This is a genomic window from Nocardia sp. NPDC004415 (genome assembly GCF_053602435.1).
Genome location: NZ_JBSGDP010000019.1, coordinates 67,328 through 88,122, shown reverse-complemented (window position 1 = coordinate 88,122; position 20,795 = coordinate 67,328). Strand labels below are relative to the sequence as shown.

The following is a 20,795-nucleotide window of genomic DNA, read 5'->3' as shown; positions in this document are numbered from 1 at the left end:
TCAGGAGCGACCGAGGGCGTGGGCCAGTTCCTGCTTGTTCATCTTCGAGCGGCCGTCGATATTGCGCTTGCGCGCCTCCGCGTAGAGCTCGTCGCGGGTCTTGCCGCTCCCCTGCGCCCGCTGACCGCCGCGCTTGCCTTTGGTCTCACCGTGCTGGGACCGGGTCTTGTTCACCGTGGCCGCGGCGATCTCCTCGGCCCGCTTCTCACTGCGCCCGCGCGCACGCTCGGACTTCTTGATGTCCTGGTACTGCCGTTCGCGCTTGGCACTCCACGTCTGCTGGGGCATGATCTGCACCTCCTGGTCCGGTGGACATTCTGTTGGCGCCTTACCCGCGCCGATGGCGCGGAAACAGCTCGCTCACCGTCCGAGCAGGTCCTCGACGCGGATCGGCAGGTCGCGCACGCGCACGCCGGTGGCGTGGTGGATCGCGTTGCCGACCGCGGCGGCGGAGCCGACGATGCCGATCTCGCCGATTCCCTTGCTGCCCATCGGGTTGACGTGCGGATCGTGTTCATCGATCCAGCGCACGTCGATCTCGCCGATGTCGGCGTTGACCGGGAGGTGATATCCGGCGAGATCGTGGTTGGCGACCTGGCCGAACCGGGTGTCGAACTGGCTCTCCTCGAACAGGGCCATCGACACACCCATGGTGATACCGCCGATGAACTGCGACCGCGCGGTGAGCGGATTGATGATGCGGCCCGCCGCGAAGACGCCGAGCACGCGCGGCACCCGGATCTCGGCGGTGTCGGCGTCGACCCGCACCTCGACGAAATGCGCGCCGAAAGCATGGGTCGAATACTGGGCGCGCGCGGGGTCCTCGGGCGCTTCCACGGTGACCTCCGCGCCGTCGGCGGGTGCGGTCCCGTGCCGTTCCCGGAAGGCCCGAGCGGCGGCCACGACGGCCGAACCCCAGGAGGCCATCCCGCTGGACCCGCCGGCGACCGTGCCGGTGGGCAGGCGGGAGTCGCCGATGCGCAGGTCGATCCGGTCCTGGCCGACACCGAGCGCGTCGGCGGCGATCTGGCCGAGGGTGGTCCAGGTGCCGGTGCCGATGTCCATGGCGTCGATGGCGACTTCGTAGCGGTCGCCGGTCCAGCGCACCCTGGCGCTGTTGCCCGCGGACACGTCGGCCGGATAGGTCGCGGCCGCGACGCCCGTGCCCACCAGCCAGCGTCCGTCCCGCCGCGCGCGGGGCGCCGGGTCGCGGTCGGCCCAGCCGAACCGTTCGGCGCCGGTGCGCAGGCATTCGACCAGGCCGCGGCTGGAGAACGGCCGTCCCGATTCCGGGTCGACCTCGGGTTCGTTGTGGACGCGCAGGGCGATCGGGTCCATGTCCAGGGCGACGGCGAGTTCGTCGATCGCGGTCTCGGCCGCGTACATGCCGGGGCAGTGGCCGGGCGCGCGCATCCACGACGAGACCGGGACGTGCAGGGCCGCGAGGCGATGGGAGGTCGCGCGGTTCGCCGAGGAGTACATGATCCGGGTGCCGATCGCGGTCTGCTCGGCGAATTCCTTGACCGTGGAGGTCTGTTCGAGCACCTCGTGGGCGATGGCGGTGAGGGTGCCGTCGCGGTGCGCGCCGAGCCGGACCCGCTGAACGGTGGGTGTGCGGTATCCGGTGAGGGAGAACAGCTGCTGACGGGTCAGCGGCAGTTTCACCGGCCTGCCGCCGACGAGTTTCGAGGCCAGGGCGGCGAGCACGATATTGGCGTGCGGTTCGCCCTTCGACCCGAAGCCACCGCCCACATAGGGCGCGATGACCTCCACCTGTTCGGGTTCGAGCCCGAACAGCGCCGCGATCGTGGACCGGACCACGTGCGGGCCCTGGGTGGAGTCGAACAGTGTCAGGGTGTCGCCGGTCCACCGGGCGATGGTGGCGTGCGGTTCCATCGGATTGTTGTGGACCATCGGGGTCGTGTAGGTGTGGTCGATCGTGACCGGGGCCAGTTCCAGCGCGTTCTCCACGTCGCCGGTGGCGGTGTCGGCGGCGAAACCGCCGCTCACGTCCTCGGGGGTGTAGAGATCGTCGCGGTGGGTGCCGAAGGTGAGGTCGGCCGGTTCCTCGTCGTAGCTGACCCGCACCAGCGACGCGGCCTCGCGGGCGATCTCGGGGCTGACGGCGACGACCGCGCCGATCAGCTGGTTGCGGAACGCGATGTCGCCGTTCTGCAGGATGTACAGCTCCCGGTCGTCGTCGGAGACCAGCCGCGCGGCATTGTGCTGGGTGAGCACGGCCACCACGCCGTCCGTGCGCTCGGCCGCGGCGGTGTCGATCTCGCGGATCCGTCCGTGGACGATGGTGGACTGGATCGGGAAGGCGTGCAGGGGATCTCGCTGGGGGTGTTCCATCGCGTAGGGCGCGCGGCCGCGCAGTTTGGCGGGTCCGTCGAGGCGGGTCGGCGACGTGCCCATGGCCCGGGGCTGGAGGGTCATCGCGCCTCCTGCCCGGCCAGGTCGCGCAGTGTCGCCACCAGCACGGCGCGGGCCAGGGGGACCTTGAAGGCGTTCTGGCGCTGGGGTCGCGCGGCGGCGAGTTCGGCGTCGGCGGCGGCGCCGAAGTTCTCTTCGGTGGCGGCCGCGCCGCGCAGGGCGTCCTCGGCGGTGAAGGCACGCCACGGTTTGTGCGCGACGCCGCCGAAGGCGATCCGCGCGTCGCGCACGACGCCGTGGTCGAGGTCGAGGGCCGCGGCGACCGAGACCAGCGCGAACGCGTAGGAGGCGCGGTCACGCACCTTGCGGTAGGTGGAGCGGGTGGCCCAGCCGAGGGCGGGCAGGTCGACGGCGGTGATCAGGTCGCCGTGGTGCAGGACGGTGTCGCGCTCGGGTGCGGTGCCGGGCAGCCGATGCAGGTCGACCACCGGGATCTCGCGCTCGCCGTCGGCACCGAGGACACGCACGGTCGCGCCCAGCGCCGCCATCGCCACCGCCATGTCCGAGGGGTGGGTGGCGATGCACGCCGGCGAGGCGCCGAGGACCGCGTGTTCCCGGTCGAACCCGCCGATCGCCGAGCAGCCGCTGCCCGGTTCGCGTTTGTTGCACGGCACGGTCGGGTCCTGGAAGTAGACGCAGCGCGTGCGCTGCAGCAGGTTGCCGCCGGTGGTGGCGAGATTGCGCAGCTGGGGTGAGGCGCCGGCGAGCAGGGCGGCCGAGAGCATCGGGTAGCGGGCGCGGATCAGCGGGTGCGCGGCCAGGTCGGCATTGCGGACGGCCGCGCCGACCCGCACGGTGCCGTCGGGGCGCTCGGTCACCTCGTCGAACGGCAGTCTGCTGACGTCCACCAGGCGCCCGGGCGCGGTGATACCGAGTTTGAGGTGGTCGACGAGATTGGTTCCGGCGCCGAGGAACACGGCGTCGGGGTCGGCGTGGACGGTGGCGACCGCGTGGGCCGCGTCGGCGGCGCGCTCGTAGGCGAACTCCCTCATCCGCGCGCCTCCTGGATGGCGGCGACGATGTTCGGGTAGGCGCCGCAGCGGCACAGATTGCCGCTCATCCGCTCCCGGATCTCCTCCGTGCTGAGCGTGATCCCACTCGGCGTGATCCCGCCCGCCGCGTCGTCGGTGACCAGGCTGGGCATGCCCGCCTTCACCTCCTCCAGCATGCCGACCGCCGAGCAGATCTGGCCCGGGGTGCAGTAACCGCACTGGAAACCGTCGTGGGTGAGGAAGGCCTGCTGGACGGGATGCAGCGTGTCACCGTCGGCGAGTCCGTCGGCGGTCAGGATGGTCGCGCCGTCGTGGGCGACGGCCAGCGCCAGACACAGGGTGGCCCGGCGCCCGTCGAGCAGGACCGTGCACGATCCGCACTGGCCGTGATCACAGCCCTTCTTCGGCGTGGTGACGGCCAACTGCTCACGCAGCACGTCCAGCAGGGTGCTCCGGGTGTCCACCTCGACGGTCCGTGGTCGCCCGTCGACGGTCAAGGTGATCTGCGCGCGCATCGAACGGCCTCTCGTCCAGGGGACATCGATTCCATCGACCAAACGCGGCCTGCCGTCTCGGGCCTGCCACCGGCATTCCTCGCGTGCGGTGTGCCCCCGCACACCTCCGCCACGCTACCAACGCGGCTCGGTCCGGCGCCACAACGCCGGATTACCGGCCGGACACGAGGCGGGCCTGACCTTCGTGCAGTAGCGCGAGCGCGCAGTCCACCGACTGTGACAGCACCGCTTCGGGGTCGCCGTCGAAGTCGCGGTGCACCGCCCAGGACTCCGCGCGGGTGACGACGGCGCACCAGACCGATCCGACCGGTTCGCCGAGGACCTGCTGCTTGACCAGTGCGGAGTAGGCGACCACTCCGCCGCGGAACCACTGGGCGGAGTCGGGTGCGGCGCTGAGGGCGGCGGCGAGGTCCGAGAACCGTATCCCGTGCCCGCGCCCGGGTGCGCCGTGTCATCGCGCGCCGACTTCCTCGCGCTCGGGTGCCGCCGCGCTGTCGCTGTCGATGATGGCGGTGGGGATCTTGGGCAGCGCGTTCGGGTGGTTGCGCGACAGCCAGTCCAGCAGTTCCTCGCGCACCGCGCAGCGCAGCGTCCACGCGTCGTCGGCGTTGGAGGTCGACATGGCCGCGCGCACCACGATGTTCACCGGGGTGCTGTCGGTGACCAGCAGGCTCCAGGTGCGCCGATCCCATTCGGGCCTGCCGCGCAGGTAGTCGTGCAGGTGCTCGCGCAGCACCGGGACCGGCGTGCTGTGGTCGAGGTGCAGCAGCACCGTGCCGGTGACCTGCGGTCCGCCGCGCGACCAGTTCTCGTAGGGCTTGCTGTTGAAGTAGGAGACCGGCATGGTCAGCCGCCGGTCGTCCCAGATCCGCACGGTCAGGAAGGCCAGGGTGATCTCCTCGACAGTCCCCCATTCGCCTTCCACCACCACGGTGTCGCCGATCTTCACCGAGTCGCCGAAGGCGATCTGCAGGCCGGCCATGAGGTTGCTCAGCGTCGACTGCGCGGCGACACCGGCGATGATGCCGATCACGCCCGCCGAGGCCAGCATCGAGGTGCCCAGCGTGCGCAGGCTCGGGAACAGCAGCAGGATCGCCACCGCCGCGGTCGTCACCACCAGCACCGAGGTGATCACGCGGCGCACGAGTCCCAGCTGGGTGCGCAGCTGGCGCACCCGGGAGGTGTCGCTGGTGCGCTCGGCGTAGCGGCGCAGCAGGTTCTCCGCGACCGCGTCGGCGAGCCGGACCACCAGCCAGGCCGCCGCCAGCAGCGCCGCGGTGGCCAGCACATTGCGGATCACGACGTCCTGGCGCAGGTCCAGTTCGGCCAGCGGATAGGTCAGATGCAGGGCCAGCGTGCCGAGTAGCGCCTGCAGGGGTAGTTGCACGCGCCGCAACAGCATCGGCATGTGGGTGTCGGGCCTGCGCCGCGCGGCGAACCGCAGGCCGCGGTCGACCAGCAGTCCCGCCAGCACCGTGATCGCGATCGTGCCGAGCACGACGATCAACGGCCGAACGATGTCCTCCACGAGATCGAACTCCTCTCGCTTGTCTCCGGGCATCCGATGGATGGGTTGTCGTCGGTCGCATACCCACTCGCCCCGGGGAGCCGACATGACGATCCCGTTGCCCGTCATCCGCGCAGGAAGTCCAGCAGTTCCGCGGTGACGAATCCGGGGTTCTCCTCGACGAGCCAGTGCCCCGCGCGCGGTACGTCCACCGCCCGCACGATCCGGGTCAGGCGCGGGGCGATGCTCGCGCGGACGGGATCGAGCTGGCCCTGGGCGGTCATGAGCAGGGTCGGGACGGCGCTCGGCGCGGCCTCGACGCCCTCGCGGACATCGGCCTCCAGCGCGCGATACAGCTCGAACCCGGCGGTCAGGTTCTCCGGTCTGCCATAGGTTCTGGTGTATTCGTCGAGATCGGCGGTGGTGAACGGCGAATCCTGGCCGGTCCCGCCGAAAGCCGTGCCGCCGAAGGAGACCTGCGGATAGAACAGCGCCAGATAGTCGCGGACATCGTCGCCGACCACGGCTTCGGGGACGCGGGGCTGGGCGTGGAAGGCGATGTGCCAGCTCATCGTGCGATAGGTCGCCGCGTCGACCGCGGGGCCGGGCAGCGGCAGGTCGAGGTAGCCGAGGCGGGCGGTGTCGGCGGGGAACTGCGCGGCGTAGTGGAAGGCGACGGCGGCGCCGAAGTCGTGGCCGACGACGGCTGCGTCACGCAGGCCGAGCCGTTCGGCGACGAGGGTGTGGACGTAGCGCGCCAGCGTGGCTGTGCTGTAACCGGTCGGGGTGCCGGTGCTGTCGCCGAGGCCGGGCAGGTCGATGGCGTAGACGGTGTGGTGTTCGGCGAGCTCGGGCATGATCTCCCACCAGCCGTACCAGGTCTGCGGCCAGCCGTGCAGGAGTACGACCGGTGAGCCGCTGCCGCCGGTCACGTAATGCATTCGGACGCCGTCGATCTCGGCGAATTCGTGGCGGAAGGCAGCGAATTCGGGGTCACCGGCGGTCGCGGCCGCGTAGCCGGGAACAGCCTCGGTGGACGTGGTGCCACAGGAGACGGTGAGCAGCAGCGCCAGCAGGGTGATGCCCAGTGCGCGTGGGATTCTCGATGCGTGGACGGGCGAGGTGATGGTCATCGGCTTCCTCGGGTCGGGGTTCGGTCCAGCGTCACTTCGTCCACGGCAAGGCGGCAAGCGAAATTGCCGTTTCGGCAAATGTTTACTGGTGCGTGGTCCGCGCCGGGCGCATCATGGAGTGATGGACGCAGACCAGCAGGCTCGGCGCGCGCAGGCGCAGGCCGCCCTGGGCAAGCACGGTCGGCTGATCCGCACCGCGCGCCACGGCAAGCTGCTCAGCGATGCGATGCGGCCGCTGTTCCGGATCCATGTGCCGCGTGGCTACGGCGTGCTCACCACCACCGGACGCAGGACCGGGGAACCGCGACCGAAGTGCGTGCGCGTACTGCGTGACGGCGACCGGGCTTATCTGGTGCAGTTGATGCCACCGAACATCACCGTCGAGCGGCCGGGCGCGGTGAACGCGTGGCTGCTCAATATCCGGGCCGACCCGGCGGTCACCGTGCGGTTGCCCGACGGCGTCCATCGCGGCACGGCACGAGAGATCACCGATCCCGGTGAGCTGGCGACCGCGCGAACTCTATTGTGCGACACCGTGGTTCCGTTGGATATGGGCGAATGCCTGATCCATCTGCGGGGTCTGCCGTCGCGCGCGAAGATCCGGGAGTTGCACGACTACTGGTTCCGCACCGGGCGCGCCGTCGCCATCGACCTCGACTGAGGACGCGCGGTAGGGTCGGGCACGATTCGCCCTGCCGCGAGGGCCTGCCCACGCATTACAGTGGGCGGATGCGTGGTCGATCCCGAATCCTGCTCTCCGTCGCCGTGACAGCCGCCGCGATGGCACTGCCCGCCCTCCCCGCCGCGACCGCCGCACCCACCGCGAATTCCGGTGAGTGCGCGCAGCTCCGGGTCGTCACCGTGCGTGGCACCCTCGAACCGCAGTCCGGCAGCCTGCTGCTCACTCCGCTGGGCAAGCGAATCGCTGAGGAGTCCGGCCGCACCGCAACGGTCACCGAGTTGGAGTACCCGGCCTCGATGAATCCCGACAGCAGCGTGCGCGGTGTCGAGAACCTGACCGTCCTGCTCAACGACACCGCCGCCGCCTGCCCCGACCAGCAGCTCGTCCTGCTCGGGTACTCGCAGGGCGCCCGCGTCATCGGCAACACCCTCGCCGACCCCACCGCGCTCACCGACCGGGCCGCCGCCCGCATCGACGCGGTCGCCCTGTTCGGCAGCCCCCTGCACAACGGCGCCGAACCCTACAACCGTGGCACCGCCGATCCCGCTCTCTCCGGCACCGGCCCCCTGCCCACCGGCGCCCTCGCCGAATTCGCCGACCGTCTGCACGACTACTGCAGCAGCGGCGACCGCGTCTGTGCGGGCGGCGACCCCGCCGCCGGTTTCGGCAATGCCCTGAGCTACGGCCACTTCCTGTACTTCGTCAACGGCAACCGCGACGAGGCCGCCGCGTTCGTGGCCGAACAGCTGCGCTGACCCCGACGATCATCGCGCGAGGGTGAGCACCGCCAGTTCCGCCGGGTCGGCCGCCGAGCCCGCCTCGGTCGCCGCGCGGAAAGCATTGTCGCCGAGCCGTTCCCGCACCGACTGTTCGATTCCGAGCGCGTCGGGGTGGGAGAGGTCGGGCAGGCCGCGGATGGTGGTGCTCGCGGCGAGCAGGTGGGCGGCGTGCTCCGGCTCGTCGTGGCGGAAGGCCAGATCGGCCAGGCCGACGAGGACGGCGGCCAGCAGGGGTGCGTGGCCTGCCGTCGTGGCGGCGGTGTAGGCGGTGGCGTGGTGGGCGCGTGCCGCGGTGAGGTCCTCGGCGAGGTAGCCGAGCAGGGTGTGGGTCATCGCCTGGTGGACCGGCTCGTCGGCGTCGGAACCGAGGAGGGTGCGGACAAGGACGATCTGCTCGTGGGCCAGGGCGGGGTCGTTCGTCCAGCGGGCGAGTTCGGCACGGGCGAGGGCGACTTCGGCGCGGGCGGTCGGCCAGCCGTTCTGGTCGGCCAGGCGCTGGGCGTCGGCGAGCGCGGCCGCGCTCGCGGCGGGGTCGCCGAGCAGGTGGTACAGCTGTGCCTGGCGGGCGCGCATGCCGACGGCGTCCTCGTCGGCGCCGACCTCGGTGACCACCGCGACCGCTTCGTCGAAAAGGGCGATGGCATGGGCGAATTCGCCGCGCTGGGCGGTCCGGTTCGCCAGTTCGGTGAGCGCGAAGGACATGCCCCAGCGTTCGCCGATCGCGCGGAACTCCGCCAGTGCCGCGGCGAGGTACTCGTCGGGTTCGGGGCCGTCGTGGCCGAGCACGGTGCGGAGTTTGCCCAGTTGCAGGCGGGCCAGGGCGCGCACCCAGGGATCGTCGTCGGTCAGCAGGGCCTCGAAGGCGGGCAGGAATTCCGCGGGTCCGTCGAGCATGCGTTCCAGGGCGACGGTGAAGCGCAGCGCCGGGTGCGGGTTCGCGGTGTCGCGACCGAAGCGCCGCGCGGCGCGGATCCATTGCGCGACCTGCTGTTCGTCCTTGCGGCCCGAGCTCGCGAAATGCACGATCAGCCCGTAGACCAGCGCCCTGGTCTCGTCGTCGACCTCGCCGGGCAGTTCCGCGGCCGCGACGACCAGGTCGGCGCCCTCGCCCTTGTGACCCGCCAGCCACCAGTACCAGCCGGCCGCCGCGGCCAGCCGCATGGCGCCGGGCGCGTCACCGGCGGCGAGCGCGCCACGCATGGCGGTCGCGATGTTGTCGTGTTCGGCGGCGAGCACCGCGAGCCATTCGAGCTGGTCGGCGCGGCGCAGGTGGGGTTCGGCGGTGGCGGCCAGGGTGGTGAGGTGGTCGAGGTGCGCGCGGCGGGCGCTCTCGGTGTCGCCGGATTCGGCGAGCCGGTCGGCGGCATAGCGCTTGATGGTCTCGAGCAGGCGGAACCGTGGGCTGCCGTCGGTGGTGGCCCGCAGCAGTGACTTCTCGGTGAGGGCGGTGAGCAGTTCGAGCACCTCCCACGGTTCGACGTCCCCGCCCGCGCAGACCTGTTCGGCCGCTTCCAGACTCGCGCCGCCGGAGAACACCGCGAGCCTGCGCAGCACCTGCCGTTCGGGCTCGCCGAGCAGTTCCCAACTCCAGTCGACCACCGCGCGCAGGGTGCGGTGCTGGGCGATGGCGGTGCGGCTGCCGCCGGTGAGCAGCCGGAACCGGTCGTCGAGGCGGTGCGCCAGCTGGTCGAGGGACAGGGTGCGCAGCCGGGCCGCGGCCAGTTCGATGGCCAGCGGGATCCCGTCGAGCGCCCGGCAGATCCGTGCCATGGCCGCCAGGCTGTCCGGGTCGCCGGGCAGGTCCGGGCGGACCGCCCCGGCCCGGTCACGCAGCAGCTCGACCGCCGGGGAGGATTCGATCTGCTCGGCCGCCGCGTCCGGGGCGGGCAGGCCCAGCGGCTCGACCTGCCACAGCGCCTCCCCGGTGATGCCAAGGGGTTCGCGGCTCGTCGCGAGGATGCGCACCCGGGTGCACGCGCCGAGCACGCGGTGCGCGAAGGCCGCCGCCGACTCGACGACGTGTTCGCAGTTGTCCAGGACGAGCAGGGTTTCGCGGTCGCGCAGTGCCGCGATCAGCCGGTCCATCGGGTCGGCGTGCGCGGGACTGCCGAGCAGGGCGTCGCGCAGGCCCAGCGTGGCGAGCGCCTGGTGGGCCGGGTCGGTGCCGCCCGCGGTGCCCGCCAGCTCGATCAGCCAGACGCCGTCGGGCAGGTCGCCGAGCATGGTGCGCGCGGATTCCACCGCGAGCCGGGTCTTGCCCGAGCCGCCGGGCCCGGTCAGGGTCGTGAGCCGGTGGGCGGCGAGGAGTTCGCGGACCACGGCGATCTCGGTGTGTTTGCCGACGAAGCTGGTCAGTTCGGCGCGCAGGTTGGTGGTGGGCTGTTCCTCGCGCGCCCCGACTTCGCCGCGCAGCAGCGCGACGTGCAGCGCGGACAGTTCCGGGGTGGGGTCGGCGCCGAGTTCGTCGGCGAGTTCTTCGCGGAGGCGCTGGTAGACGGTCAGTGCCTCGGCGCCCCGGCCCGCGGCGGCCAGTGCCCGCATGAGCGAACCGGCGAGCCGTTCCCGCAGGGGGTGGCGGGCGAGCAGGTCGGTCAGTTCGGTGACGAGTTCCGGGCCGCGACCCAGCCGGATCTCGGCTTCGTACAGGTCTTCCAGCGCCGCCAGGCGCAGTCCCTCGAAGCGGGCGATCACCGGGACGGCGGCGTCGCCGAGATCCGGCAGGGGCGCGCCGCGCCACAGCCCCATGGCCTCGCGCAGCAGTCGCGTCCGTTCGGTGTCGTCGGCGCCGCGCGCCCGGTCCAGGAGCCGTTCGAAGCGCACGGCGTCGACGGAGTCGGGGTCGACCAGCAGGCGGTAGCCGCCCGCGGGCGCGTCGAGGGAGCCCGCGGGCAGCACGCGACGTACGCGGGAGACCAACGCCTGCAAGGCATTCGCGGCGTCGGCGGGGGGCTGTTCGCCCCAGATCCAGTCGATCAGCGTGGTCTTCGGGACGGCCCGGCCGGGGTCGAGGGCGAGCGCGATCACCAGGGCCCGCAGGCGGGCGCCCGGCACTTCCGTGGATCCACCGTCGTCCGTGCGGACTTCCAACGGTCCGAGCATCCCGATCTGCACGCGCCCATTGTGCCCGGCCCGCCCGCTGATCCGTCGGCCGACATCGTGTCGGCACGGGCGTCAGCGCGGTGTCAGGGACATATCAGCCGCAGGGGTGACAGTGGTTCCCGTACCGAACATCCAGCACCGAGGAGCACACCGTGACCACCTTCCCGACCCCGCGGCCCGTCGCCGTCACCGTCGAACTGCTGTCAGGCGACCTCACCGTCGTCGCCACCGCCCGCACCGACAGCGTGGTGATCGTCCGGCCCGCCGACCCGTCCGCCAAGGCCGACGTGCGCGCCGCCGACGACACCACGGTCGACTACACCGACGGTGTCCTGCGCGTCACCACCCCCAAATCGTGGCGCACCAACACCCCGTTCGGCGGCAACCCGACCATCGCCGTGCACATCGAGGTGCCCTCCGGCTCCACACTGACCAGCACCACCGGCGTCGGACAGGTACTGGCCACGGGCGACATCGGTCGCTGCGATCTGACGGTGTCCCTGGGTGACATCACCGTCGACCGTCCGGCGGAGTCGGTGACCGCGAAGACCGCCAAGGGCGATGTCCGGATCGGCGAAGCGACCCGGGGCGAACTGCGTCTGGAGACCTCCGTCGGCGAGCTCGAGGTGGGTATCCATCCCGGCAGTGCCGTCCGGCTGGAGACCACCGCGCTGCTGGGCACCATCCGGAATCGGATGGGCCCGATCGCGGAGTCCGGTGCCACGGAGACCGTCGCGGTGTACGCGCGGAACTCCCTGGGCGACATCGTCATCCGGCACACCACCACCGCCTGACCCGGTTGTCTCAGCGCACGGTGACCACACGGTTGTGCCGACCGGTGGCACCGTCGGGGAACGGGGTGACGCGGGCCTCGGTCTGGACGGCGCCGGTGCCGTCGACAGCGCGCACGCGCAGCGTGTGGGTGCCGGGCGGGGCGTCCCAGACCCAGGTCCACTGCCGCCAGGTGTCGAGAGAGTAGGCGGTGGCGAGCGTGGCGGGCCGCCAGGGACCGTCGTCGACCTGGACTTCCACGCCGGTGATCCCGCGGCCCTGCGCCCAGGCGACACCGGCGACCGTCACCGGTCCCGCGGGCAGGGTCGCGAAGGCGGCCGGGACGTCGATCCGGGACGCGGTCTTGATGGGTGCCCGTGGGGCCCAGCCGCGTTCGGTCCAATACGCGCGGGCCCGATCGAAGCGGGTGACCTCCAGGTCGACCACCCATTTGGTGGCCGAGACGTATCCGTAGAGGCCGGGCACGACCATCCGCGCCGGATAGCCGTGGGCGACGGGCAGGGCGGCACCGTTCATGGCGACGGCGAGCAGGGCGTCCGGGTTGCCGAGTACCGCGTCGAGCGGGGTGCCCGCGGTGAAGCCGTCCACGCTGCGCGACAGGATCATGTCGGCCTCGGAGGACGGTCCCGCGTCGGCTAGCAGGTCGGTGAGCCGGTAGCCGGTCCAGGTCGCCGTGCCCGCCAGATCGCCGCCGACCTCGTTCGACACGCACGTCAGGGTGATCGTGGCCGCGACGGCGGGGCGGGCACGCAGGTCCTCGAAGTCGAGTTCGAGCTCGCGGTCCACCATGCCGTGGATGCGCAGCCGCCACTGTGCCCTGGTCAGCGCGGGCAGTTGCAGCGCGGTGTCGATGCGGTAGAACTCGTCGGCCGGGGTGACGAAACGGGTCAGCCCGGAGACCGGGAGATCCATCTCCGGCAGCACCGGCGGGGCGGGATCGGCGACGGGCGGGAGCACGAAAGCCGCCCGGTCGGCGGTGATGTCGCGCAGGCGGCTGCCGAGGAATCGGCCCGCCGCGCCCGCGGCCGCCGCACCGGCCGCGACACCGGCCACGGCGAGCAGGAAGGTGCGCCGGGTCGGGCCTTCGCCCGCCGGGTGATCGGCCGGGGCGCGCAAGAGCAGCCAGAGCGCGGCGGCGCCCGCCACGGCACCCACCAGCGAGGGAATCGCGAAAGCCGGGGTCGCGGAGGGCCGCAGCAGCGCCAGCACGGCCACCGCGACACCGAGCCCGCCCAGGATGCCCGCCCCGAGCGCCGGGCTGCGGCGCGCGAGCTGGCCGATGAGCGCGGCCGCCAGCACCATGACCACCGCCATCGTGATGGCCAGCGCCAGTTTGTCGTTGGTACCGAACCAGCGGATCGCATTGTCCTTCAACCACTTCGGGGTGTGGTCGATGACCGTCGCGCCCAGGACGTAGAACGGGGAGGCGTTCGGGTCCACCAGCGCGGCCACGAGGTGGCCCACGCCGAGCACCGTCGCCGCGGCGGCCGTCGCGGCGACCGCGGCTCCGGTGCGACCCGGTGTGCGAACCATGCTGTCACTCCTGTTTTCTCGGGGTGTCGGCACAGCCCGTCACGGGACGGGTCAGCCGACCACCATGCTGACGATCGGTGAGGTGGTCGGTCCCGGCGAGCCACCGGCCGGTTCGACCGTGACCGCGAGGGTGTCGGCGCCGGCGACCGGGGTGACGACCGGGGTCCGGCCGTCCATGAGCGCCACCGATTGCGGTGTACCGCCGTCGGGGATCAGCCACAGCTGGTAGGCGCGGTCGGCGGGCAGCGTGGGCATGTCACCCAGCGAGACCGCCGCGGCACCCAGCGCGGTGGACTGGTGCACCGTCATCTCGCCGCCGCCGGTCATGGGCACCGAGGACGACCGGCTGTCGGGTTCCTCGAGCACCTGCTGCGCGGTGAGGGTCTCGGGCTTGTCACCGGTCCGGTCGATCACCACCGCGATCCCGGCCCCGGCGCCCACGGCGATGATCGCGGCGGCGGCCACCGTCAGCCAGCGCAGGCGCCACCGGCTGTCGCGGCGGATCAGCGGACGGACCTGCGGGTCGAGCCGGTCCAGCGCCTGCATCAGGGCCGCTTCGAGCCGGGCCGGTGGGGGCACCGAGTCGACCACGGTCAGCGAGGCGAGCGTTTCCTGGATGCGGCACACGGCGGTGTGGAACTGTTCGGCCTCCTCGGGGCCCGCCGCCTCGAGCCGGTCGTCGACGGCGCGGCGCTGGTGCGGGTCGAGTGCGTCCAGGGCGTACGGGTAGGCGTCGTCGAGCCAGGACCAGGGGGTCTGCCGATCTGTCTCGCTCATCGGGTGTTTCCTCCGGTCAAGCAGTTCTCTAGTCGTTTCAAGCCGTCCCTGATCCGGCTCTTCACCGTCGGCAGCGGCACGTCCAGGGTCTCGGAGACCTCGGAGTAGGTGCGGCCGCTGTAGTAGGCCAGGGCGACCGCTTCGCGTTGCAGCTCGGTCATGGTGTGCAGACAGTCCAGGACCGATTGCTCGTCGAGGCGCTGGGTGACCGCCTCGGCCACGCTGTCGTGGTCGCGCCCCAGGTGGGCGTGCCCGAACACCAGGTCGCGGGTGGTGGCCGACTGTTCGGCGCGCACCCGGTCGACCGCGCGGCGGTGGGTGAGCATCATCAGCCAGCCGATCGGGCTGGCCTTGCCGGGGTCGTAGCCGGCGGCCAGCGACCAGACCTGCAGGAACACCTCCTGCGTGACGTCCTCGGCGGCGCCGTGATTGCGCACCACCCGTAACGCGAGCCCGAACACACGCGGGCTGGTCGCGCGATAGAACTCGGCGAAGGCGGTCCGGTCCCGGTCGGCGACCCGGCCCAGCAACCCCACCAGCTCGGCTTGCACGGCATGGTCGCGGGGCCCCGCTGGACAGGCGGGTGCCGGATCGACCGCACGCAAACGGATCGGTGCGGTACCCGGCCGGTCGGTCATCGTGTCGTCCCTGACGTCGGCATGAGAGGGATTTCGGCCTGCTCCCAGGCCCGGATGGGTGCCGCCGGGGAATTTCTTCCCCGGCGTTCCCGCCCTCGGCGCCGCGATGGTCCGCGTCACGACGCGGGCGGCATGAGCACGCTGTCGATCATGTAGACGGTGGCGTTGGCGGTGCGGACACCGCCGCAGATCACGTTCGCCTCGCCGACCTTCAGTGTGTCACCGGATCCGGTGACCGTCACGTCGGCACCCTCGACGGTCTTGTGGGTGCCGGGGATGTCGGCGGGCGCGATCTGGTTGGGCACCACGTGGTAGGTGAGGATCTTGGTCAGGGTGGCCGAATCGGTCTTCAGCGATTCGATGGTGGCCGGGTCGATCTTCGCGAACGCCGAGTCGACGGGCGCGAACACGGTGAACTCGCCACCGTTGAGGGTGTCGACCAGGTTGACCTCGGGGTTGAGCTGGCCCGAGACGGCCGCCACGAGCGTGGTGAGCATCGGGTTGTTGGACGCGGCGACCGTCACCGGGTCCTGGGCCATGCCGCTGACCGAGCCGGGTCCGCTGGGCACCTGGGCGGCGTATTCCGCGCACCCGGCGCCGACGAGCCCGGTGGCGGCGTCGCCGGTGGTGGGTGCCGAGGTCATCGGCATCGAGGTCATCGAGGCGGAGGAGGTGGTCGAGGTGGTGGAGTCGTCGTCGGAACAGGCGGCGGCGCCGAGCACCGAGCCGAGAAGCGCTGCCGCCAGGAGAGTACTGCGCAGGGTTCGCATGGTTTTTCCGTCACTTCCGTACTGGCGGCGAAGCGCCGCGGCGAGGGGATGTCACGGAGTTCGGCCAGCCCACCACACCGGATGGCTCGCAGCCGACGATTCGTCGGAGATCAGTCCGACGGTGGGCCGAACCAGCGCACGAGCTGCTCGTTCAGGGATTGCTGGTCGTCCCCGATCCAGGCGACGTGCCCGTCGGGGCGCAGCAGCACAGCCGGGGCGTCCAGGGCGGCGGTGGGTTCGGTGAGCAGGTCGATGCGGCCGGACCATCCGTCGACCGACACGCCCGCGGTGCGGTCGAGGACGGTGCCGCGGCCGTGGCGCAGCCGGTCGAACAGGCGGCCCTCGCCCAGGGCGAGGTCGGGCAGCCGTCGGCCGAGCAGGTCGGGGCCGGGGCCGAGGTCGTAGCGGATGTCGACCGCGGTGATCTTGTCGATCAGGCGGCGGTTCACCGCGTCGATGTCCATCAGCTCGGTGAGCAGTGCGCGCACGGCCCGCGCGCCCGGTTCGGTGGACAGCAGTTCGGTCTGGGCGCGGGTGTTGTCCAGAACGGCGGCGGCCACGGGATGCCGTTCGGTTTCGTAGGTGTCGAGCAGGGTGTCGGAGACCGACCCGTGGACCCGGGCGGCCAGTTTCCAGCCGAGATTCACCGCGTCCTGGACGCCCAGGTTCAGGCCCTGGCCGCCGATGGGCGGGTGGATGTGGGCCGCGTCGCCCGCCAGCAGCACCCGGCCGACCCGGTACCGGTCGGCGACGCGGGTGGCGTCGCCGAACCGCGACAGCCAGCGCGGGGAGTGCACGCCGAAATCGGTTCCCGCGTGGGCACGTAGTTGCCGTTGGAAGTCCGCCAGGGTGGGCGGTTGCGCGCGGTCCTCCTCGACGCCCTCGGCGGGAACGATGACGCTGTAGATCCCCTCGCCGAAGGGCCGCAGCGTGACGCGGCGCGTGGTGCGGCCCAGCTCGGCCATGGCGGCGCTGATCTCCTCGGGCGCCACGCCCACTTCCAGCTCGCCCATCAGGGTGTCGTTGCGGGCGGGCTCGCCAGGGAACCCGACACCGAGCAGCCTGCGCACCGTGCTGCGGGCGCCGTCACAGCCGACGAGGTAGCGGGTGCGCACCCGCTGTCCGTCGGCGAGTTCGACGGTCACCCCGTCCTCGTCCTGCTCGAATCCGGCCACCGCGCATCCGCGCCGGACCTCCGCGCCCAGCGCGAGCGCGTGTTCGGTGAGCACCTGATCGATCACCGGCTGCGGAATCCCCAGCAGATACGCGTCTTCCAGCCCCGCGGGCGCGGGTGCGGGAATCCCGGCGAAGATGCCCCCGACCGGCCGTCGCCGTCCCCGCGCGACCAGCCGTTCCAGCAGTCCGCGCATCGCCATCAGCTCGAGGCTGCGCACGTGCAGGCTGACGATCCGGGTCGACGGTCCGGGCCCGGTCTCCATCTCCACCACGAGCACCCGCACCCCGTGCAACCGCAGCTCGGCCGCCAGCATCGCTCCGGTCGGCCCGCCTCCGGCAATGACCACCTCGAACATGAATCACCCGTCCGCTCGTTCAGCATCCGGGTTTGCGCAGGTCCCGGCCTCGGCCGCCCAGTGTGCGGTACCGCGGGACGCCGCCGCAAGCGATATTCCGGCGGCGAGCCTCAGGTGCCTTGTGGGACGATCACGCTGTCGGGGCCGGGAAACATGAGCCCTTCGTGGCCGTCTTCGAAGCGCACCACATAGGGAGGCGCGCCGTCGCTTCCGCGGATTTCGACGATCTCCCCGGTCTGATCCGTCCGGCCGACCGTGCGGCCGTGCACCACGAGCCGATCGCCAACATTGGCGTGCATCGAGCAACCTCCCTCTCACCGGCGAACAGTGTCTGTATCGGTCGAGCAGTCACCTTGCGCCAACCAGTATGAGGCGCGGCCGGGTGCCGTGGGTGCTGGATTCGGAATCGGTTCGTCCCCTCCCTGACCACTCCGATCACCCTGGTCAAGCACGCCGCGTTCGCCGAGCGGATGTGGTTCCAGCGCACCCTCGGGCGGCTCGCCGACCGCGACTGCGACGGACCGCTCTGGGAACACGGCGGATTCCACGTCGACGACACCGAGACCGTCGACGAGGTCATCGCGGAATTCGAGCGCGCGAGCGCGAGATCCCGCGCGGTCGCGGCGGCTGTCCCCCTCGACGCCCTCCGCGAACATCCGCGCGTGGGCGTGGTCAGCGTGCGCTGGATCTACGTGTTCATGACCGCCGAATTCGCCCGCCACGCCGGCCACGGCGACATTCTGCGCGAGCAGATCACCGCGGCCGGCTGACCCGGTTCTTAGACCGGGCGGTGCCACAGCGATGTGTGGCTGATACCCCTGAGCCCTTTGACAGCCGAGAGCCCGGGCCGCCGGTTCTTCGGCGGGCCCGGGCTCGGCGGGGGTCAGCGCAGGTCGAAACGGTCGTTGTCGGCGACCTGGACCCAGGCGGTGACGAAGTCGCGCACGAACCGTTCGCGCGCGTCGGTCTGGGCGTACACCTCGGATACGGCCCGCAGCTGGGAGTGCGAGCCGAAGAGGAGGTCGTTGGTGGTGCCGGTCCAGCGCACCCGGCCGGTGCGGCGGTCCACGCCCTCGAAGAGGTTGTCGACGGACTCCGACGGCTTCCATTCGACCGTCCGGTCGAGCAGGTTGACGAAGAAGTCGTTGGTGAGCACGCCGGGGCGATCCGTGAACACGCCGTAGTCGCTGTCGCCGTGGGTGACGCCCAGGGCGCGCAGGCCGCCGAGCAGCACCGTCATCTGGGGCGCGGTGAGGTCGAGCAGGTAGGCGCGGTCGAGCAGCAGCCGCTCGAGCGGGGCCTTCTCACCGGTGCGTACGTAGTTGCGGAACCCGTCGGCGCGCGGTTCGAGCACGGCGAAGCTGTCCACGTCGGTGTCGTCCTGGGTGGCGTCGGTGCGGCCCGGGTGGAACGGCACGGTGACGTCCACGCCCGCGTCCGCCGCCGCCTTCTCGACCGCGGCCGAGCCCGCGAGCACGATCAGGTCGGCCAGCGACACCTGCTTGTCCCCGGACCCGAACTCCCGCTGGATCCGCTCGAGCACCGACAGCACCTGCGCCAGCTCGGCCGGTTCGTTGACCTCCCAGCTCCGCTGCGGCTCCAGCCGCACCCGGGCGCCGTTGGCCCCACCGCGTTTGTCGGTGCTGCGGAAGCTCGCCGCCGACGCCCACGCGGTCCTGACCAGCTGGGTGACCGACAGGCCGGATTCCAGCACGGCCTTCTTCAGCGCCGCGATGTCCTGATCGTCGATCAGCGGATGCTCGACGGCGGGCACCGGGTCCTGCCACAGCTGGGGTGCGGGCACCCACGGCCCGAGATAGCGGCTGATCGGGCCCATGTCGCGGTGCAGGAGCTTGTACCAGGCCTTGGCGAAGGACTCGGCCAGTTCCTCGGGGTGGTCGAGCCAGCGGCGGGTGATCGGCCCGTAGATCGGGTCCTCGCGCAGTGACAGGTCGGTGGTCAGCATGGTCGGTGTGCGGGCGGGCCCGTCGAAGGGGTCGGGGATCAGCCCTTCGCCCGCACCGTCTTTCGGCTTCCACTGCCAGGCACCGGCCGGGCTCTGGGTGAGTTCCCAGTCGAAGCCGTACAGGTTCTGCAGGAATCCGTTGCCCCACCGGGTGGGGGTCGCCGTCCAGACCACCTCGAGACCACTGGTGATGGCGTCCTTGCCCTTGCCCGTGCCGTAGGCGCTCTTCCAGCCCAGGCCCTGCTGCTCGAGCGGGGCGGCCTCGGGTTCGGGACCGACCAGCGAGGCGTCGCCCGCGCCGTGGGTCTTGCCGAAACTGTGGCCGCCGACGATGAGCGCGGCGGTCTCCTCGTCGTTCATCGCCATCCGGCCGAACGTCTCGCGGATGTCGCGGGCCGCGGCCACCGGGTCCGGGCGGCCGTTGGGCCCTTCCGGATTCACATAGATCAGGCCCATCTGGACCGCGCCGAGCGGGCCGGACAGTTCGCGGTCACCGCTGTAGCGCTCGTCGCCGAGCCAGGTGTCCTCCGGCCCCCAGAAGACCTCCTCGGGCTCCCAGATATCGGGGCGGCCGAAACCGAATCCGAAGGTCTGGAAACCCATCTCCTCGAGCGCCACATTGCCGGCGAAGACCAGCAGGTCGGCCCAGGAGATCTTGTTGCCGTGCTTCTGCTTGACCGGCCAGAGCAGACGGCGGGCCTTGTCGAGATTGGCGTTGTCGGGCCAGCTGTTGAGCGGCGCGAAACGCTGGGCGCCCTGGCCGCCACCGCCGCGGCCGTCCGCGATGCGGTAGGTGCCTGCCGCGTGCCAGCTCATCCGGATGAACAGGCCGCCGTAGTTGCCATAGTCGGCGGGCCACCAGTCCTGCGAATCGGTGAGCACGGCCGCGACATCGGCCTTCAGCTCCTCGACATCGAGCCGGGCGAATTCCGTGGCGTAGTCGAAGTCCTCGCCCAGCGGGTTGGATTTCGACGAGTGCGCGTGCAGGACCGAGACGTCGATCTGCTCGGGCCACCAGTCCTCGATGGTGCGGGGGCGGCGGTCGGGCTGCGGGGTCGGCGCGGGGATCGCCGGGTTCTCGCTCTCGCTGGTGCTCTGGGTGTGGGTGTCCGGATCGGGCGGTCGGCTGTCGGAGGTCACGATGGTCATTCCTTCCTGGACGGGTCGAGCGGGCTGTGAGCAGGGTCGTTGCCGGAAGCGGCGCACTCGGCGCACAGCCCCCAGTAGAGGACTTCGGCCTCGTCGATCACGAAGCCGCGGTCGTCGGCGGCGGTCAGGCAGGGGGCCGCGCCGACCTGGCAGTCGACATCGGCGATCGCCCCGCACGCACGGCAGACGAGGTGATGGTGGTTGTCGCCGACGCGGGTCTCGTAGCGGGCCAGCAGGCCGCGGGGCTGGATACGGCGCAGCAGGCCCGCGGCGGTGAGAGTGTGCAGCGAGTCGTAGACGGCCTGGCGCGAGACCGTGGCCAGCCGGGAACGCACCGCGCGCACGATGGCGTCGGTGTCGGAGTGCGGGTGCTCGTGCACCACGCTCAGCACCGCCACCCGCGGGGCTGTCACACGCAACGACGCATCCCGCAGCAACTGCTGGAATCCCACGTCCGAGGGCACGCTCGCAGTGTTCTCCGCATTCTGGAACGAG

At 71.5% G+C, this 20,795-nt stretch carries 20 protein-coding genes; 4 read left to right on the top strand and 16 right to left on the bottom strand.

The genetic code is table 11. From position 1 onward, the window contains the following. The 7 genes from ACWEMY_RS12260 to ACWEMY_RS12230 all read right to left on the bottom strand — a co-directional run bounded on the left by ACWEMY_RS12260 (position 1) and on the right by ACWEMY_RS12230 (position 6,583). Entirely contained in the window at positions 1 to 288 is a 288-nt protein-coding gene (locus tag ACWEMY_RS12260; RefSeq protein WP_375926335.1) for a plasmid stabilization protein, read from the bottom strand. 72 nt (positions 289 to 360) lie between these two features. Further along, on the bottom strand, positions 361 to 2,439 hold the full coding sequence (locus ACWEMY_RS12255) for a xanthine dehydrogenase family protein molybdopterin-binding subunit (protein ID WP_452390053.1): 2,079 nt from the start codon (positions 2,437 to 2,439) through the stop codon (positions 361 to 363). Continuing rightward, positions 2,436 to 3,428, bottom strand: coding sequence for an FAD binding domain-containing protein (locus ACWEMY_RS12250; RefSeq protein ID WP_452390052.1), 993 nt, complete (start codon positions 3,426 to 3,428; stop codon positions 2,436 to 2,438). Before ACWEMY_RS12250 ends, ACWEMY_RS12255 begins: the two co-directional genes overlap by 4 nt. After that, entirely contained in the window at positions 3,425 to 3,943 is a 519-nt protein-coding gene (locus tag ACWEMY_RS12245; protein WP_452390051.1) for a 2Fe-2S iron-sulfur cluster-binding protein, read from the bottom strand. The genes ACWEMY_RS12250 and ACWEMY_RS12245 overlap by 4 nt, the downstream gene beginning before the upstream one ends. A 151-nt stretch (positions 3,944 to 4,094) precedes the next feature. Continuing rightward, a complete protein-coding gene (locus ACWEMY_RS12240; protein ID WP_452390065.1) occupies positions 4,095 to 4,367 on the bottom strand; it encodes a CinA family protein in 273 nt (90 codons plus the stop codon). A gap of 27 nt (positions 4,368 to 4,394) precedes the next feature. After that, complete coding sequence (locus ACWEMY_RS12235; RefSeq protein ID WP_452390050.1) at positions 4,395 to 5,471, bottom strand: mechanosensitive ion channel family protein; 1,077 nt, start codon at positions 5,469 to 5,471, stop codon at positions 4,395 to 4,397. A 104-nt stretch (positions 5,472 to 5,575) separates the two neighbouring features. After that, positions 5,576 to 6,583 (bottom strand): alpha/beta fold hydrolase, encoded by a 1,008-nt coding sequence (locus ACWEMY_RS12230; protein ID WP_452390049.1) that lies wholly within the window; start codon positions 6,581 to 6,583, stop codon positions 5,576 to 5,578. 121 nt (positions 6,584 to 6,704) lie between these two features. Between ACWEMY_RS12230 and ACWEMY_RS12225 the strand changes: the two genes are divergently transcribed. Further along, positions 6,705 to 7,244: a nitroreductase/quinone reductase family protein gene (locus ACWEMY_RS12225; protein ID WP_452390048.1), complete on the top strand. Its 540-nt coding sequence runs from the start codon at positions 6,705 to 6,707 to the stop codon at positions 7,242 to 7,244. Between the two features lie 68 nt (positions 7,245 to 7,312). Then, the gene (locus ACWEMY_RS12220) at positions 7,313 to 8,020 is read left to right on the top strand and encodes a cutinase family protein (protein ID WP_452390047.1); all 708 of its coding nucleotides are present in this window, start codon (positions 7,313 to 7,315) and stop codon (positions 8,018 to 8,020) included. 9 nt (positions 8,021 to 8,029) lie between these two features. Here the strand turns inward: ACWEMY_RS12220 and ACWEMY_RS12215 are convergent, their stop codons facing one another. Beyond that, complete coding sequence (locus ACWEMY_RS12215) at positions 8,030 to 11,155, bottom strand: BTAD domain-containing putative transcriptional regulator (protein ID WP_452390046.1); 3,126 nt, start codon at positions 11,153 to 11,155, stop codon at positions 8,030 to 8,032. A gap of 140 nt (positions 11,156 to 11,295) precedes the next feature. Between ACWEMY_RS12215 and ACWEMY_RS12210 the strand changes: the two genes are divergently transcribed. Next, the gene (locus ACWEMY_RS12210) at positions 11,296 to 11,937 is read left to right on the top strand and encodes a hypothetical protein (protein WP_452390045.1); all 642 of its coding nucleotides are present in this window, start codon (positions 11,296 to 11,298) and stop codon (positions 11,935 to 11,937) included. A 10-nt stretch (positions 11,938 to 11,947) separates the two neighbouring features. Here ACWEMY_RS12210 and ACWEMY_RS12205 read toward each other — a convergent pair whose 3' ends face one another. From ACWEMY_RS12205 to ACWEMY_RS12180, 6 genes are all read right to left on the bottom strand, one after another. Further along, on the bottom strand, positions 11,948 to 13,468 hold the full coding sequence (locus tag ACWEMY_RS12205; protein ID WP_452390044.1) for a molybdopterin-dependent oxidoreductase: 1,521 nt from the start codon (positions 13,466 to 13,468) through the stop codon (positions 11,948 to 11,950). A 51-nt stretch (positions 13,469 to 13,519) separates the two neighbouring features. After that, positions 13,520 to 14,245: an anti-sigma factor gene (locus ACWEMY_RS12200; protein ID WP_452390043.1), complete on the bottom strand. Its 726-nt coding sequence runs from the start codon at positions 14,243 to 14,245 to the stop codon at positions 13,520 to 13,522. Continuing rightward, on the bottom strand, positions 14,242 to 14,883 hold the full coding sequence (sigK, locus tag ACWEMY_RS12195; RefSeq protein ID WP_375926296.1) for an ECF RNA polymerase sigma factor SigK: 642 nt from the start codon (positions 14,881 to 14,883) through the stop codon (positions 14,242 to 14,244). The genes ACWEMY_RS12200 and sigK overlap by 4 nt, the downstream gene beginning before the upstream one ends. 116 nt (positions 14,884 to 14,999) lie before the next feature. Continuing rightward, entirely contained in the window at positions 15,000 to 15,653 is a 654-nt protein-coding gene (locus ACWEMY_RS12190) for a fasciclin domain-containing protein (RefSeq protein WP_452390042.1), read from the bottom strand. A 110-nt stretch (positions 15,654 to 15,763) separates the two neighbouring features. Then, positions 15,764 to 17,185 carry an FAD-dependent monooxygenase gene (locus ACWEMY_RS12185; protein WP_452390041.1) on the bottom strand — a complete coding sequence of 474 codons (1,422 nt, stop codon included), beginning with the start codon at positions 17,183 to 17,185 and terminating at the stop codon, positions 15,764 to 15,766. A gap of 110 nt (positions 17,186 to 17,295) precedes the next feature. Continuing rightward, positions 17,296 to 17,484 (bottom strand): DUF1918 domain-containing protein, encoded by a 189-nt coding sequence (locus ACWEMY_RS12180; RefSeq protein ID WP_375926288.1) that lies wholly within the window; start codon positions 17,482 to 17,484, stop codon positions 17,296 to 17,298. A gap of 99 nt (positions 17,485 to 17,583) precedes the next feature. Here ACWEMY_RS12180 and ACWEMY_RS12175 point away from each other — a divergent pair, with 99 nt between their 5' ends. Then, the gene (locus ACWEMY_RS12175; protein WP_375935117.1) at positions 17,584 to 17,955 is read left to right on the top strand and encodes a mycothiol transferase; all 372 of its coding nucleotides are present in this window, start codon (positions 17,584 to 17,586) and stop codon (positions 17,953 to 17,955) included. A gap of 113 nt (positions 17,956 to 18,068) precedes the next feature. Here ACWEMY_RS12175 and katG read toward each other — a convergent pair whose 3' ends face one another. Further along, positions 18,069 to 20,300: a catalase/peroxidase HPI gene (gene katG, locus ACWEMY_RS12170; RefSeq protein WP_452390040.1), complete on the bottom strand. Its 2,232-nt coding sequence runs from the start codon at positions 20,298 to 20,300 to the stop codon at positions 18,069 to 18,071. Further along, on the bottom strand, positions 20,297 to 20,764 hold the full coding sequence (locus tag ACWEMY_RS12165; protein WP_452390039.1) for a Fur family transcriptional regulator: 468 nt from the start codon (positions 20,762 to 20,764) through the stop codon (positions 20,297 to 20,299). The genes katG and ACWEMY_RS12165 overlap by 4 nt, the downstream gene beginning before the upstream one ends. Between the last annotated feature and the right edge of the window lie 31 nt (positions 20,765 to 20,795).